Origin of the sequence: Gracilimonas mengyeensis (assembly GCF_900182705.1) — a bacterium.
Lineage (GTDB): Bacteria > Bacteroidota > Rhodothermia > Balneolales > Balneolaceae > Gracilimonas > Gracilimonas mengyeensis.
Map to the genome: position 1 here is coordinate 1 of NZ_FXTP01000016.1, position 17,100 is coordinate 17,100.

The 17,100-nt window shown below is 45.5% G+C and carries 13 protein-coding genes; all 13 read left to right on the plus strand.

Going from position 1 to position 17,100, the window contains the following annotated elements:
• Nucleotides 1-639: 639 nt before the first annotated feature.
• The 13 genes from FN815_RS16115 to FN815_RS16175 all read left to right on the plus strand — a co-directional run bounded on the left by FN815_RS16115 (nt 640) and on the right by FN815_RS16175 (nt 17,097).
• Nucleotides 640-1,263: a hypothetical protein gene (locus tag FN815_RS16115; protein ID WP_142455692.1), complete on the plus strand. Its 624-nt coding sequence runs from the start codon at nt 640-642 to the stop codon at nt 1,261-1,263.
• 556 nt (nt 1,264-1,819) lie between these two features.
• Nucleotides 1,820-2,710 carry an ABC transporter ATP-binding protein gene (locus FN815_RS16120; protein ID WP_142455693.1) on the plus strand — a complete coding sequence of 297 codons (891 nt, stop codon included), beginning with the start codon at nt 1,820-1,822 and terminating at the stop codon, nt 2,708-2,710.
• An 18-nt stretch (nt 2,711-2,728) separates the two neighbouring features.
• Entirely contained in the window at nt 2,729-6,391 is a 3,663-nt protein-coding gene (locus FN815_RS16125; protein ID WP_142455694.1) for an ABC transporter permease/M1 family aminopeptidase, read from the plus strand.
• A gap of 190 nt (nt 6,392-6,581) precedes the next feature.
• On the plus strand, nt 6,582-7,493 hold the full coding sequence (locus FN815_RS16130) for a hypothetical protein (protein ID WP_142455695.1): 912 nt from the start codon (nt 6,582-6,584) through the stop codon (nt 7,491-7,493).
• A 246-nt stretch (nt 7,494-7,739) separates the two neighbouring features.
• Nucleotides 7,740-7,952, plus strand: a complete 213-nt coding sequence (locus FN815_RS16135; RefSeq protein ID WP_142455696.1) for an addiction module protein — start codon at nt 7,740-7,742, stop codon at nt 7,950-7,952.
• Nucleotides 7,953-8,419: 467 nt separating this feature from the next.
• Complete coding sequence (locus FN815_RS16140; protein WP_142455697.1) at nt 8,420-8,659, plus strand: DUF2281 domain-containing protein; 240 nt, start codon at nt 8,420-8,422, stop codon at nt 8,657-8,659.
• A gap of 8 nt (nt 8,660-8,667) precedes the next feature.
• A complete protein-coding gene (locus tag FN815_RS16145; protein ID WP_142455698.1) occupies nt 8,668-9,069 on the plus strand; it encodes a type II toxin-antitoxin system VapC family toxin in 402 nt (133 codons plus the stop codon).
• 257 nt (nt 9,070-9,326) lie between these two features.
• Entirely contained in the window at nt 9,327-9,569 is a 243-nt protein-coding gene (locus FN815_RS16150) for a type II toxin-antitoxin system Phd/YefM family antitoxin (protein WP_142455699.1), read from the plus strand.
• Nucleotides 9,566-9,832 carry a Txe/YoeB family addiction module toxin gene (locus FN815_RS16155; protein ID WP_142455700.1) on the plus strand — a complete coding sequence of 89 codons (267 nt, stop codon included), beginning with the start codon at nt 9,566-9,568 and terminating at the stop codon, nt 9,830-9,832. Before FN815_RS16150 ends, FN815_RS16155 begins: the two co-directional genes overlap by 4 nt.
• A 685-nt stretch (nt 9,833-10,517) precedes the next feature.
• Complete coding sequence (gene lacZ, locus FN815_RS16160) at nt 10,518-13,670, plus strand: beta-galactosidase, LacZ type (RefSeq protein WP_185957339.1); 3,153 nt, start codon at nt 10,518-10,520, stop codon at nt 13,668-13,670.
• Nucleotides 13,671-14,275: 605 nt separating this feature from the next.
• Nucleotides 14,276-14,755 carry a TlpA family protein disulfide reductase gene (locus FN815_RS16165; RefSeq protein ID WP_142455702.1) on the plus strand — a complete coding sequence of 160 codons (480 nt, stop codon included), beginning with the start codon at nt 14,276-14,278 and terminating at the stop codon, nt 14,753-14,755.
• Nucleotides 14,752-16,260, plus strand: coding sequence for a DUF6029 family protein (locus FN815_RS16170; RefSeq protein WP_142455703.1), 1,509 nt, complete (start codon nt 14,752-14,754; stop codon nt 16,258-16,260). Before FN815_RS16165 ends, FN815_RS16170 begins: the two co-directional genes overlap by 4 nt.
• Before the next feature lie 18 nt (nt 16,261-16,278).
• A complete protein-coding gene (locus FN815_RS16175) occupies nt 16,279-17,097 on the plus strand; it encodes a peroxiredoxin family protein (RefSeq protein WP_142455704.1) in 819 nt (272 codons plus the stop codon).
• The last annotated feature ends 3 nt before the right edge of the window (nt 17,098-17,100 follow it).

Consider the following 17,100-nt stretch of genomic DNA (forward strand, 5'->3'; position numbering starts at 1 on the left):
CAGGCAGAGAGTAAAGATCAAAAGCTACTTATACAACCTTTTGCCTGTTGGTAAATGTTACTCCCTCTAACATATGAGACCACTTCTTGCTTAGCAGTACGGCTTGCTTAATAGAGCTATACCAATGATCCAAACGGTTGCTTCTATATCAGTGGTCGGACGAGTTTGATCCTCTCTTTTAAGCCCCTTAGTTCGTCCGACGACTCCAGCTCACCTGACGATTGAATCTTGCAAAATGCTTTTTTGGCAATACCCCCATCATATATCATGAAAGTTATTTTTATATAACCGGATTAGTGAGATGAATACAGGCCAGAAAATTGTCCCTCTTCAGCCTGCTCCGAGCATTCGGAGGAGAGGATGTGCGGAATGAGCTTGCTCATAAAGCGAGGTAGAGGGAAGCCAAGGCCTCGAAGCGTGCCTTAAAAAAAGATATAACCACTGGCACTACCCTCTCTACGGGGGCTGCTTACAAACCGGTCTCTCCAAAGAGACAGAGGGTATGGAGCGATGGAAAACTAAGATGTACATAATTTTAACCTTTCGGACGCTATTGGCTCTAAACACGATTTTATTTTGAAAGGGATGCTGTTTTAACTACTATTCGTATAGACACTAACAAATTGACGGAGGTGTCTTATGCGATACACAACACAACTGCTACTCACCATCTCGCTGTTGTTGTTTGCAGCCTGCTCATCTACTAAAAATACGGCCGTCAAAACCGTCTTCCCGTTTACCTATCAAAATGGTGATTACACCATCACTAGTATTGTAATGCCCGAAGGAGACGGGGTTAATATGCTGGCCTATTATGAAGGTGACAACCTGGTATTCCGGGCCCGGGATAACGACATGGATGGCCTCATGGATTATGTAATAAACGGAGAAGCATCCATTGCAGAAATCAATGAAATCTACCAATATGGCATTCGAGAAGCTATACGGCTGGATAAATTCAAAACACTCAAATCACTGCGTAAATATGAATTCGCAGCCAATGGAAACCGGTTCACTATACATACTTATGGTTTCCTTAATGATGAGGTGTATAATGAATTTACCATTGCTGATACCACCGGTATAACCCTTGCCATTTGGTTAGACATCCAGGCCAACGGGGAATTGACCGATATCAAATTTGGAGAATTCCCATGGGATCAGGCCCAAAAATTCTACACCCTTGTGCTTAATAGCGGATTACAAGCCGATAGAATTACTGCAGCCAACGATAAGATGGTGGTGAAACGAACCAAACCTTAAAAGCTAACGAAAGCCCGGTTGTATTGAGCATCCGGGCTTTCTTATTTTGATTGTGCGGAAGGCTTACTCATCCAGGATGAAGATTTAAAGACAAAAGTGGGTTTTTTCAAAAATCTACCCAACGTTTGGTCATTGCGAGGGCTGCAGCGATAGCACAGCCCGTGGCAATCTTTTTAATCTTAGCAACTCCTTCTCCAACGCCCCGTTGTTACATATCCCAAGCGGTTTTAAAGAGATTGCCGCGTCGTTACGCAACCCAAACTTACCTTATGCATCATAATCTCCTCGCAAAGACGGTGTTTTTTACTTGATAAAAGTGGTATTCAAAAATTCACCCGACGCCCGGTCTGCCCATCACAGAGCTGTCAGCTTCTTCATGGTGTTGCCCGCTTTTGGGCAAACTAATGGCTCAGAATAACTCTATATATGAATAATAGATTTTTTAGAAATACTGAAATTCCGCACACCCTTCCCTTTCATTTAAGTTTTTATTTTCGATTAAAACTGTGATTTACTTATACTCATGCTCGGGATTTAACAATTAATAAACCGGGTTATGAAACTTACGCTTTCCAATATTTCTAAAACGTATAAGAACGGGGTAAAAGCCCTTGACGATGTTACCATCGAAATTGAATCGGGCATGTTTGGGCTTTTGGGCCCCAACGGCGCCGGGAAATCTACACTGATGCGTACCATTGCCACTCTTCAGGCTCCCGATACGGGTTCTGCCTTTCTGGATGACATCAACATTCTTGAAGACAAACAAAGTCTTCGAAAAGTGCTGGGGTATTTGCCGCAGGAATTTGGGGTGTATCCCAAAATGTCGGCCGAAGACCTGCTGCATTATTTTGCCCGGTTGAAAGGAATTGCCAACAGTGCTCAGCGTACGGAAATGGTGAACACCGCCCTCGAAGTCACCAACTTACTCGAAGTAAAAAACAAAAGCGTAGCCGGATATTCGGGAGGAATGAAGCAGCGTTTTGGAATCGCCCAGTTGTTGCTGAACGACCCAAAACTCATCATCGTAGATGAACCCACGGCCGGACTCGATCCCTCCGAGCGCCATCGCTTTCTGAATGTATTGCGGGAAATTGGGACCAATCACATCGTCATTTTTTCTACTCATATTGTGGATGATGTGAAAGAACTCTGTACCGATATGGCCATCATGAATGGCGGGCGGATTCTGAGTCATCACACCCCAAAAGAAGCGGTAGAAGCACTGGACGGACAAATCTGGACGAAGGTCATCCAGCGGGATGAACTGGAAGCTTACGAGAAACAATTTAACCTCATCTCTTCCAACTTCAACCAGGATAACACACTGAATATTCGTGTGCACGGAACCGAGCAGCCGGATGAAACCTTCGAAGCCAAGGCACCCGATCTGGCGGATGTATATTTCGTGACCCTTCGCGAAGAGAAAGAAGTTGTAGCTGCTTAATCCATCATTTCGTTCACTATGTTTTATTCCATTTTTTCTTTTGAGATTCGGTACTGGCTACGCCAAACTTCCTTTTATGTATATGCCGGATTCATGTTTGCCCTCTCCTATTTTGTGATGATCAGCGCGGCGGGCATTTTTGAAAGCCTCACAGTTAGCATTAATACGCTCACCATTGTTAATTCTCCGATTGCCATCAACGGCTTACTGAACGAGATGGGCATTATTCTCTATTTCTTCCTGCCGGCCCTGATTGGCGGAACCATCTACCGCGATTACAAACACCACATGCACTCGGTGTTGTATTCCTATCCCTTCACCAAGTGGGAATATTTATTGGGTAAGTTTATGGCCGGACTTACGGTTTCTACCCTGGTGATGATGGCTGCGGCTTTAGGCATTATTCTCGGAACCATTACCCCGGGCACCAATCCTGATCTCCTCGGCCCTTTTAACCTGATGAATTATGTACAGCCGTTTTTGTATTACCTGATTCCCAACATGATCTTTTTCGGGGCGATGGTATTTGCGATCGTTGCCTTTACCCGGAATGTCAACGTGGCCTTTATTATAATCCTGACTTTCTTCCTGATCCAGATTTTTGCGCAAAACCTAACATCTGATCTGGATAATAAATACCTGGCGGCCCTGCTCGATCCGTACGGAGGTGAGGCAAATGCCTACTATACCGAATACTGGACCGTTTTTGAACAGAATGAAAATCCGCTCCCCTGGGGTGAAGTGATCCTCTACAACCGCCTCATTTGGGGCGGACTCGGACTCGTTATCTTTGGCCTGGTCTACTGGGGATTCAGTTTCACACAACAAGCGTTCAGCTTCAACTTCTTCAAAAAGAAAAAGGGAGAGGCCGTTACGAAGAAGAACTTCGGCAGCATCCTCACGGTGAACATGCCTAAAATAGACATGAATTTCTCCTTTGTTGAGAACCTGAAGTTATCGTGGCAACTCGCCAAGGTTGATTTCAAATACATCGTAAGTGGCTGGGCATTCATCATTATTGCACTGATCGGCTTGCTAATCTCGCTGACTGTAATCTTAATTGGAGGTGAAATTTATGGCACTGATACCCTCCCCGTCACCTGGCAAATGCTTGAATTGCCCGGTACCTTCTTTAGTCTGTTCATTAACATTTTGACTTTTTTATACGCCGGAATGCTCATTCATCGTAGTCGCGGCGAGAACATGGATCAGCTGATTCACGTAACTCCCACCGCCAATTGGACCATCTTGTTTTCCAAATTCCTGGCGCTCGTGCTCATGCAGATGGCCCTGCTTTCTATCATAATGATTGCCGGACTCGGAGTGCAGATCTTCAATGGATATTACAATTTCGAGATCGGGCAATACCTCTTTGATCTCTATGCCATTTCACTGATCCACGTGGTCATCTGGGGACTCTTCTCTATTTTCATGCACAGCCTGTTCAAGAATTACTACATCGGGTTTATTCTGTTGCTGGTGATTTCCATCGGCATTACCTTTTTGGGTGAAATTGGGATTGAGCAAACGGTCTTCAAATTCAACCAAGCACCGGGCACAGGCTATTCTGATATGAACGGATACGGACGGTCACTGGCTCCGTACTTTGTGTATAAAGGCTATTGGCTGCTGCTCTCTATTGCACTTTATGTGCTTGCGATTGTGCTGTTCCGAAGAGGATTACCGGGAAATTTCAAAGAGCGCATTCAGAATGCCAAAGAAGCCTTCACCCCGAAACTGAAGCTTATTTTCACGATCTCACTGATTGGATTTTTGGGCATGGGTACCTGGATTTATTACGTGAATAACATCAAACACGAATATATTTCATCCCAGGAATGGGAAAAACGAACGGCTGATTTTGAGAAGAACTACGGCCACTTCCGGGATATTCCACAACCCCGCATTGTATCCAGCACTATCGACCTGGACCTGTATCCGGAAACCCGGAATTTTGAAGTGGCCGGAACGTACATCCTGGAAAATAAAACCTCCTTCCCGATCGACTCCATCCATATCGACCATAACAATTATATCAGTGTGTTTGATTTTGATCGGGATTTCGAGCTAGTGCTGGAAGATGATTCCATGAATTACGACATCTACCAACTGGCCGAACCGCTTATGCCCGGTGACTCGGTGTTGTTTACCTTCGCACTTTCAAATGAAGAAAACGAGATCCTGGAAAATGAGTCGCCCGTGCGATATAACGGGACCTTCATCAACAACTCTATTTTCCCGAGAATTGGCTATCAGGAATCTGCGGAATTGAGTGGCCGTGAAGCCCGGGATCGCTACGGATTGCCCGAGAAACCGCGCATGCCCGCCATTACCGACAGCGCCGCCCGCATGGATAATTACATCTCCAGCGATGCCGACTGGATCGATTTTGAGGCCACGATTTCCACTTCCCCGGAACAAACGGCCATTGCTCCCGGCTATCTTCAGGATGAATGGGAAGAGGACGGACGGCGCTATTTCCATTACAAAATGGACAGCACCATCGTGAATTTCTATTCCTTTATTTCTGCGGAGTATGAGATAATGCAGGACACCTGGAATGATGTAAATATCCAGATCTTCTATCATCCCGACCACACCTACAACCTGGATTACATGATGGAAGGCGTGAAGAAGTCGCTGGATTATTACACCGAAAACTTCAGTCCGTACCAGTTCCGGCAGCTGCGCATCATCGAGTTTCCACGAACCGGAGGAAGTTTTGCGCAGTCGTTTGCCAACACGGTTCCTTATTCTGAAGCCGTGGGTTTCATCGCCGATGTGGATACGACCGCCGAAGATGCGGTGAATTATCCGTTTAGCATAACCGCTCATGAGGTGGCGCATCAGTGGTGGGCGCACCAGGTGATTGGCGCGAATGTGCAGGGTGCCACCATGTTGTCTGAAAGTCTCTCGGAATACAGCGCGCTGAAAGTGTTGGAAAAGGAATATGGCGTGCACCAAATGCGGTATTTCCTGAAGGATGCACTGGATAGCTACCTGACTGGCCGCACCATGGAATCGCAGCGTGAACTGCCGCTGATCTACAACGAAAATCAGCAATACATTCATTACAACAAAGGCTCGCTGGTGTTTTATGCGCTGGGTGATTATATCGGAGACGACAAACTCAATGCCGCCCTCAGCGATTACATTGACGATGTCGGGTTTCAGGAGCCGCCGTACACCACCTCCCTGGAGTTGCTGGAATACCTGAAAGCTGCCACGCCGGATTCGTTGCAATACCTTATCACCGATATGTTTGAGACCATCACGCTGTACGACAATCGCGTGGAAGATGCATCCTATACGGAAGTAAACGACAGCACTTATGAAGTCAACATGACATTGCAGGCTGCGAAATACCGAACGGGAGAAACGGGGGAACGTATTTACAAGAATGAGGCGGGTGACAGTCTTTCCGTAGAAATTGAAGGCCGCCGCCGGCCGGTGCAATCCCTCCCGCTTCGCGACTGGATTGAGGTAGGCGTATTCGGCACCGATTCCCTGGGCAACGAAACCGTGCTCTATCTCGAAAAACGAAAATTCACGGACATCCTGAACGAAATTACCATCACGGTAGATAAGAAACCGACGTCCATTGGCATCGATCCATATAACAAACTGATTGATACGATTTCTAATGATAACCGGAGACCGCCTTCGCGGGGAGATGAGTAGGTGAATCTGATTCGGTGGGATATAATACGAACCGCTTAGGCGAACGATGGTTGGGGTAAAATCTCAAAAAAATCACATTATGCGAATAAGAAGGTGCGAGGAAAGGTGTTTTTGGCTCGTTCGCCTTAATAATACCATCGTTTGAATAATATTATGTTAGCTGTAAAACTAAATTCATCTAGAAACAAATATGGAAATTGGGTATAGCATTCTTTTAAGAGAAACACTTAACGCTGAAGGAATAGAATACAAAGATTGCGAATATTTTCAGGTTGTCTGTCCAATTTGTAAAGAGCCAGTATTTAAGGTGACGAGAGAGTTAGAAGAAAAGACAACTCATTATTTGTCACATTATAAAGAAGATTCAGAAGAAATTGATGAAGAAAGGTGTGAACTGAGAGTTAAAAAGCTTACGGAAGAAAAAATTAAGACCCAAAATTCTAATTCTAGAGATCAAAAGCTCAAGTTTTTTCTTTCCGTTTTAAGAGAAACTATTGAGGAAAATGAATATCAGGGAAATGACCCCAAAAAAGTTACCCGATTGTTCTTGAAATTAGAGAAATCCAAACCACTCAATTTCTTAAGAGAGCAAACTTATGATTATTCCTCTGAAAATTTAGGAACTTTGTCAAAAGAGGAAATGATGGGCTTTTTTGATGATTATGTAAATGATTTTAAAGAAATATCAGGTGGCTTTCCCGAAACATTATTTTCAATAAAATTACAAAAAGAAATTTCTTACGATATTTGGAAGCATCTTCTTTCAAAAAAAGCAGAAGAAAACTACTATTTTTTATTTAATCACTCCTATTTTTTCTTGATGAATAGATTGGAAAATGCAAGGAACACCAGAGGTTTACATGAATGGGAGAATGTTTTACTAAATAACATGGATAGACTTATTGAGGCCAGTCGATCCAAATCAGAAAAAATATTTCGCCAGTTAATGGAATATGATGTTTCACAGCCTTTTGCTATTGAAAACTCAAAGCTTTTTAGCAAAATGGTTTCAGAAATCACTCATGAAATGTTAGGTACATTATTACGTGTACCATATTTTGAACTCTTAAAAGAAGGGTACAAAAAGTCTGCCACTAATTAATCAAAGATTTTACATCTAACCCGCGCATTAAGCGGACACGCCTCGCCAGGACTTGCTTCTTTCTGGCTTTTTAACTCTCCGTTCATTATTTAATAAATTAACTTTTCTACTCGTTACGGCGCTCCGCTCCGTAATGCCAACCGGAGGCCAGCTTCGCGCGAGGATGAGTAATCGAGATCAGCGTTCAAAGATTGCTTTAGAGATTCTTTTTGTTCAAATTGTTGAGCCTAATTAAATGCAATAATCATGGAAGACACGCTGATTAAAGAAATATCGCGCCTCAATAAGAATGAGAAAATAAAGTTGGTAGAAGCCCTGTGGGATTCAATAGCTTCTGACCCTGAGGATGTTGCGGTTCCGGAACATCACAAAAGTATTCTGGAAGAACGATTGAAAACCCTTGATGAAGATACAGCAAATGGAAAACCATGGGATCAAATCCGAACAGAATACCTGTAGATCGTGGATAAAACACTCATTCTTACCCCACGGGCAGAGAGAGAGACTTCAAGGATGCTCATGATTGGTACGAAGATCAGAATCCTGGATTGGGGAAAGAATTTGCCCGATGTGTAGATGTAAAGTTAAATTCCGTTTTTCGTACTCCTCACCACCACCAAGTTGTTTATAAAGATATAGTGCGAAGGGCTTTAGTCGACAGATTTCCTTTTTCGATTTATTTTGTAGATCAAAAAGATGCTATTTCGGTGTTTGCAATTTTACATCAGCATCGAAACCCTGAATCTTGGAAATCGCGTGTGTAAATTTCCGGGCTGCGAATGTCTTGCAGTCGTTACGGTGCCCTACTACGTAATGCCAACCGGGGGCTCTTCCTCAAACTATTTGCCTGATCTGAACTTTTAGCCATTATACTCCTCCCCTTCTCCTTTCGTTTTAAAAGTGTCCCAGATTAAGTACATTCAAGCATGTCTGAAAAAGAACTCATAAAAAAAATCAAGAAACTTCCCTCTGAAGCACAACAAGAAGCGGCGGATTTTGTCGAATTTCTAACTAAAAAGTATCTTCAACAATCAGAAGAAACTGATTTATCTGAAAAAAAATCCATTCTGGAAAGTTCATTTCGGGGAATGTGGAAAGATCGGGAAGACATGCAGGATAGCACAAAATGGGTTCGGGAACTTAGGAAAAGCCGTTTTTCTGACTGACCTGTTCTATGGCTACACTCATACTTATTGACACAGACATTCTCATCGACTTTAGCTTGGACAAGCCTGCTGCTATTCAAACAATGGCCAATCTTGAAGATAAATTCTTACTCAGCATAAGCGTTATTACCGCCATGGAACTGTATTCCGGATGCAGAAGCAAGAAAGACTTAAAGAAAGTGGATGAATTACTTTCAGATATTCACGTAGAATTTGTTACTAAACCGATCTCCCAAACAGCATTTGAGCTGATGAAAATGTTTAGATCCAGTCATGGGGTGGAGATAAATGATATGCTGATCGCCGCCACTTCTTTAGACTTGGAAGCAAAAATAATCAGTAAAAACCAAAAGCATTATAAGTTCTTACCAAATATAGATCTTCTCGAATATTCGTTAATCGGAGTATAATCTCTTTAAAACAATTAAGAAACCAATCTACCTCTAATGGATTGGACGGCTCTGTGACCTTCTCCGGTGCTTATCCTCGTTACGGCGCTTTGCTCCATAATGCCAACCGGAGGCTCTGCCTCAAACTATTTGCTTGGTCTGAACTTTTAGCCTCATCACTTGTGCCAAGCCCATTATGCTACCTATTCCAAAAACTTGATAATATGTACGGAATGGCGTACGTTTTTAATGAGTGATTAACCAACCAATTTTTCACCATGAAAACATTAACAGCTACTCAAGCTCGCAAAGATATATATAAATTATTGGACGAAGCGTCTGATACGCACGAACCAATCCAAATTACCGGAAAACGATCGAATGCTGTTTTGATCAGTGAAGATGATTGGCGGTCTATTCAAGAAACGCTCTACCTTAGTTCCATTCCCGGAATGCAAGAATCTATTGTTGAAGGAATGAATACACCTCTTGAAGAAACCGAAGACGATCTCGACTGGTGAGCAGGTACAAACTCGTTTATACTAAACAAGCAAAAAAGGATGCCAGGAAAGCCGCTTCCTCCGGTTTAAAACCCAAGATCGAAGACTTGTTGGAGATTATTAAAGAAAATCCTTTTGAAGAATATCCTCCTTATGAAAAATTGGTCGGTAAGTTGGAAGGAGCTTACTCGCGGAGAATCAATATCCAGCATCGCTTAGTGTATCAAGTCTATGAAAAAGAGAAAGTTGTCAAAGTAATCAGAATGTGGACTCATTACGATTAATCGGTAGCTTAATCAAACCGTTTTAACCTCGTTCCCAACCACCCGGTTGGGAATGCCTTAGTGGACCACCCGGTCCGAGTAGATGATCGTTGATCTATCGGCAACTTACACGGCATTTAACAGGGAGGCTGACATACTGTTGGTTCCTGAAAGGCGTGGTCTCCAACTTTCCCTCCTTACATTGACCCTGAATGTCTAACCACGGAAATAACGCCCCGAAAAAACTACTTTCAAGGCACTGACAAGCCTCCTGTTTCTCCTTCCGTATTCATTTCAATGATAGTATATTTTGTGTTTAGGTATCTCTTATAAGATGAGATTAGTATGTAACATAACGTGAGTTCGATATAAAACCCGTCATTGCGAGGTATTCAGCGACCGTATGGGAGCAAATACCGTGGCAATCTCCCGGATAATGCCTCTGAGCGTTGGTGGGAGATCGCTTCGTCGGTACGCATAATAATCTTATGCACATAAATGGGCTCCTCGCGATGACCAGCCTTTTTTTGCGTAATTCTTATGTCGAACTCACGTTAACATAGATTACCTTTTCAAACGAAACGGAGTCATTTAAGATATCCCACCTCACACAAACATTATTTTCAGCCTAAGTTATAATTTGTGATTTATGAATCCATTGAACGCAGCTTTCAGATCTCTACCTGTTTTCCTTGTCCTCTCACTAATGATGATCCTGTCCGGAATGGGGGAACATGCATTGCATGCCCAACAAAACACCGAAGGTCCCGACTGGGAGAATCCGTCGGTGATCAACATCAACACGGAGCCTCCTCGTACTGAACTGACGCCCTACGCTTCTTTTGAGCAGGCACAAAAGGAAGGTGCTTCAAGCCTGGTGCGCTCCCTGAACGGGAAGTGGCGGTTTAACTGGTCGCCAACCCCGGAGGAGCGTCCGATCGATTTTTATACACCTTCCTTTGATGTGAGCAGCTGGAATCATATCCAGGTGCCCGGCAACTGGCAAACCCAGGGCTTCGGCAAAGCGATTTATACCAATATCACCTACCCTTTTGCGGTGGATACGCCTAAGGTGACCTCCGAACCGCACGTCCAGTATACCAGCTTTGAGCTGCGTAATCCCGTGGGCAGCTACCGCCGCACGTTTTCCATCCCCAACCACTGGGACGGTAAACAGGTTTACCTACATTTCGGCGGCGTGAAGTCAGCGATGTATGTGTGGGTGAACGGGGAAAAAGTGGGCTACAGTCAGGGCAGCTTTACCCCGGCTGAGTTTGACATCACCGAGTATCTACAGGAAGGAGAAAACACGCTGGCCGTGGAAGTCTACCGATGGTCGGACGGCAGCTACCTCGAGGATCAGGATATGTGGCGGCTGAGCGGTATCTTCCGGGATGTTGACCTCATTGCACGCAACCAGACCCACCTGCATGACTCCTTCCTAAAAACAGATCTGGATGAAAACTACGAGGATGCCACCCTCGAGATCGATTATACCCTGCGAAACACCGGCAGCGGAAATGCCCGGAATTACAAGATCGAAACCCTGGTATATGATCCCGAAGGCAACTTGCTGCAGAATAGTGAATCGGGATTGCGCGCAGAAGTAGGCCGGCTGGCTGCGGGAGAGATAACGACTGTCACCCGGAGTTTGCAGGTCGAAAGTCCCGAACTTTGGACCGATGAAACACCGACACTGTACCAGGCAGTCATCCGTGTACTCGATGGGAAAGACAACCTGATTGAAGCCATACCCTGGCAGTTTGGATTCCGTGAGGTGGAAAAGAAAAATCAGCGCCTGTTTGTAAATGGACAGGAAGTGAAGGTAAAAGGCATGAACCGGCATGAGCATCATCCACACATGGGGCGTTATGTGGACCGGGCCACGATGATCAAGGATATCAAGCTGATGAAACAGGCCAACATCAACCTGGTGCGTACCGCTCACTATCCCAACCGAACCGAGTTTTACCGGCTCGCCGATCAGTATGGCCTGTACGTGATGGATGAAGCCAACCAGGAATCGCACCACTTCGGTCATGGCAACGAGATGATGGGCGTGCCTCCCATGTGGAAAAAGGCGCATGTTGACCGCGGCGTGTCGATGGTAGAGCGCGACAAGAACTACAGCAGTATCATTATGTGGTCGATGGGTAACGAAGGCGGCGCGGGCCCCAACCTGAGGGCCATGCGTGAGGCGATGGAGGCGATCGATGACACTCGAATAATCTACTACCACGAGCAATCGGATGTTTCCGATATGCTGGATGTCGATTATCCCTATCCCGAAACGCTGAAGGAAGCAGCCGAAAACAACCCCAACGAGAGTATTTTGGTGCGTGAATATGCGCATATGATGGGGAACTCCGGCGGTAATATGAAGGAGTATATGGAGGTTATTTACGATAAGCCGAACGTCATGGGTGCGGCCGTCTGGGACTTGGTAGACCAGGCGCTGGCAAAAAAGAAAACAGGGCGCCCTCTTCATTATGCAGGAGACCCCACGCGCCTGACCCTGAATGACAACGAAACCTGGGCCTACGGCGGTGATTTCGGTGACGTACCCAACGATGGAAATTTCAGTCTTAACGGTTTGGTCGGTGCCGACAGGGTACCGCATCCGCATTACTACGAATTGAAGTACGCTTACCAGGATGTCTGGTTCGAGGGTGAGGATCTCCAGCAGGGCCGTGTTGAGCTGATCAACCGCTACGATTTCACGAATCTGGACCAATTTGAGTTCCGGTGGCAACTAAGCCAAAACGGGCAAAGCTTTGCAGGTGGCGTGATCGATGACCTGAGATTGGAACCCCATGAGCGTGCTGTAATCGATGTCCCATATCCTGCAAACTGGCAAGACCGGGAAGGCGAAATAACCCTGGAGCTGTCGGTGCATCTGAAAGAGGACAAACAATGGGCAGAGTCGGGTTTTGCGGTAGCTGAGGATCAGTTTGTGGTTCGTGAATATGATTATCCGGAGCTTGGTGCTACCGGAGAAAACGAAATTGAGATGGAGGAAACCGACTCCCGGATTTCACTGACGCTACCTGATGTTGAGCTTACCTTCGACCGCACCAACGGATCGCTAACAAGCTATCGCGTCAAAGGCGAGGAGTACCTGGAGCATGCCCTCGAGCCCTACTTTTGGAAGCTGCCCAATGACAACCAGAAAGGGAGTCAGTATATCCAGCGGCTGGGTGCGTGGAAATATGCGGCTCAGAACCGAACGCTTAAAGACGTCTCCGTCAATGAATCGGATAGCCGCTTGGAACTCGTATTTGATTTTACCTTACCGGTAGGGAATGCGGACTATCAGCTCCGATACGTACTTAGCAATGAGGGTGCGCTGCAGGTTCAGGCCGATTACCAGCCGGGCGAAGGGGAAACTCCGCTGATACCAAAGTTCGGTATGCGATTGGCACTGTCAAAAGATTATGATACGATTGAGTGGTACGGGCGTGGCCCAATCGAAAATTACCAGGATCGAAAGCATGCGTCACATCTCGGCATCTACCAGCTGGCCCTGGATGAGTTTGTGGTTCCGTATATCGCTCCTCAGGATAATGCAAACCGTACCGATACTCGTTGGATCGTCTTCAAGAACAGCAGCGGGAAGGGGCTGAAAGTTAAGGGTTTGCAGGCCCTCTCATTCCGTGCCTGGCCCTATATGGAACAGGATCTGGAGCGAGCTGAACATAACCACGAACTGCCCGACAGCGACTTTATCAACGTGAACCTTGACCTGAAAGTCCACGGCGTGGGTGGGGTCAACAGCTGGGGCAAGCGCACCCTGCCGCAGTATACCATCGACGGCAACCAGCCTTATAATTATGGGTTTATTCTAGAGCCGGTTGAGTAGCGGTTATTCGCAAATCGTTAATCGAAAATCGGTCTATCGAAATTCTATTGGAATCAGCATTCAGCTGATTCAAGGTTTCTATGAGTTGTAAGTGAAGAGTCTTTTGAGGCAGAGAGATAATATTCTGCAGATTGTTGATTGACCGGTTAGCGATCTGCGAGCGGCGAACTAAATAATCCTGCTAATCCTAAAATCCCGTTAATCATGGTTCAAACAGAATAAACTTAAGCGACTTTACAACGGACCCTATCTCTGCTCCTTTCCCTCCGGCTCACTTATAACGCATTTTTTCTTTGGCCGCGCCGCAGGGCAAGGGGACGCTTTGGTGACAATCTCCTTCTAATTCAAAAATCTTCCGTTTGCGGTGAAGAACTCTTTCTTCCGAGCTGATAAGCGGTAACCAACAGATAGACGATTAATCGATAGACCGATTTGCGAGTGGCGATTATTAATTCCTGTTTCAACCTCATTCCGGAGCCAGGTAAAGTGTTAAAAATGGCCTTCGAATTTCCTACCCTCTACAATCCTGCACCAGATACTCCCTAAATGTTGCCTAAGCCCGAATTTCCGTTATATTGATGGTATAACATCCTAACGGTATAGCTATGAAATTCTTCCTTGCCTTCCTGATATTTCTCTCATCAGCCGCAATTACGGGTCCTGAAGTGTATAACTTCAAGCTCAAAAACCTGGATAACCAGACCGTTTCCTATGAAGAATTAAAGGGCGAAAAGCTTACGGTGATTGACTTCTGGGCGACCTGGTGTAAACCCTGCATCAAATCTATCCCCAAATTAGTGGAAATGAATGATCGTCTGGCTGCACAGGGTGTACAGTTTATTGGCATTAGCGTAGATGGACCAAGAAATCTCTCCAAGGTAAAACCCTTCGCTAAATCCATGGGGGTAGATTACCCCATTCTTTTGGATACCGATAACAACGTGATGTCTCGCCTGCGTGTGTATGCCGTGCCTACCCTTTTGATTGTAAACAGTGACGACGAAGTGGTGTACTTCCATGAAGGCTACACGCCCGGGGATGAGAGAATGATTGAGGCTGAAATCTCCAAACTTTTAAAAGAATGAAGTGGGCCGTCATTGCCATAGTATTTGGGCTAATCGCCTGGAATTCCTCTTCCGCCTGGGCGCAGCTGTATGGCACCAACCTGTTTGAGTTTCAATACGGAAACCTGCCTTTTGAAGGAAACACCGATCTCACTACCTCTTACGATCGGCTAAACCTTTTTTATGATCAGGAAAATATAAGCGTGTACGGCCGGTTTGAATCCTTCATGACGCCCTATAACGATCGCAATTACTTTTCGATGACCCAAAAACGCCTGCAGTACCAGGATGAAAGCTTTAACATCCGCATCGGAAATTTCTACGAAACGCTGGGCCGAGGCCTGTTGCTGCGCAGTTATGAAATTCCCGGCTCAGTGTACGAGGATGATTTTTACCGCACCCGCTATGCTTTTAACAGAGATCAGGAAGGCGTGGCTATTGGCTACAGTAATGACTGGGCAGAAGTTACTGCGCTACGGGCCCGGCCGTTGTATAACCCGCTGCCTCCAAACTTTAAACCGGATAGTGCGCGCCGCCCCGACTTGATTGAGGCGGTAGAATCTAATTTTAATCTCACCGATGATCTTAGTTTTGGCGGAACCTTCATGAGAAGCCATTCAGATGGAGAAAGCATCTACCGGGAATTCGCTTCCCTCATGTACAACTACAACACGCCATTCAACCTTCAGCTATACGGCGAATATGCTTTTGACACTGATTTCGCGTTGTTTCAATTCAGGGAAGAAGATTCTTATGCCCTCTATAGCGGACTCAACTATTTCTATGAGTCGTTTGGCGTTAGTGTTGAATACAAAAACTACCACAACTTTCGTCTGGGTGCCGGCTATAACGATCCTCCTTCTCTAATCAAAGAACACACATACCCGGTACTCAACCGAAGTACGCATGTGCTGCAAACGCGGGACGAATCAGGATTCCAGTTTGAAGTTTTTTACACCTTTGAGGGCGGACATTCTTTAACCGCCAATTACACCCGTGCCGTCAATGATATTTCGCAAGCCTACCAATTCAGAGAGTATTTTTTGGAAGGCACCTACCTGTTAAATGACTTCCTTTCCTTTAAATCATTTCTGGATTATGCCACCGATGAATTGCAGGGAGAAGAACACAGGGTTTCCGGCGGGTTGATTGTAGACAAGAGCTTCAACTACGAGTGGAATCTCACAGTAGATCTACAATTTCAGCAGTTTGACCGAAGCTTCAATCCCGATAAAATCAGAAACTACTATGGTTCTGCTTCGGTAGGCTTCCCGCCTGATCTAACCATCAGTGCCGTGTTTGAAGCCAGTAATGACTTGAATCTTACAGACAACCCCAACACCCTGGAAATTGAAGGCGACACCCGGTTTTGGCTGGGTGGCAATCTCCGCTACAAGATTAACCGCTCCCATACGTTAGATCTTTTTGGAGGGAAGCGACGCGGGGGGACTGCGTGTACCTCCGGCATTTGTTATGAAATTTTAGACTTTGAAGGCGTTGAAATGAGATTCACTACCCGTTTTTAACCAATAAGAGGATGCCCTATGAAAAAAGCATTCACCATTTTATCCCTGTTCCTGATAACACAAACCGCCCTGATGGCGCAAGTAGAAGTTGGAGAAAAAGCGCCGGATTTCACCTACAACTCCCTGGATCATGGCGAAATATCCCTCTCCGATTATGAGGGCAAAGTGGTGTATCTGTTTTTCTTTGGGGCTACCTGTCCGCTTTGCCGAGGAGCCGCGCCTACTATACGCGATGACATACACGCTATGTTTGCTTCCAATCCCAATTTTGTAGCGCTGGGTATAGAAGTATGGAATGACCCGGTATCGGCTGTTGAAACCTTTAAGAGTGATTTTAACCTGACTTTCCCGTTATTGCTAATGGCCAAACAGACTTCCGTAGATTATTACGGCAAAACCGAATATGACAACTCCCTTGTGGTTAATGCAGATGGCACCCTCATTTTCAAGAGTGCGGACAACTCCTCGGCCGACAACAACATTTCTGAAATTCAGCAAACCATTGAAGAAGCCCTTTCCGGTATCACCACCTCTACGGAACAGCCCGAAAACCTGCCCAACAAAATCACCCTTCAGCAAAACTATCCCAACCCCTTCAATCCCAGTACGACCATACGTTATACCCTCAACAAGCCCTCACAGGTAACACTTAAGGTGTATAATGTGCTGGGTGCTGAAGTAGCCACCCTGGTAAACGAACGTCAATCTGCCGGAGAGAAAACCGTTACCTGGAATGCGCTAAGCTCCTCCGGCCAGGCCCTGCCATCCGGTCTGTACATGTATCAACTCAAAGCCGAAAACCAGGTACTTACCAAGAAGATGACGCTAATTAAATGATGT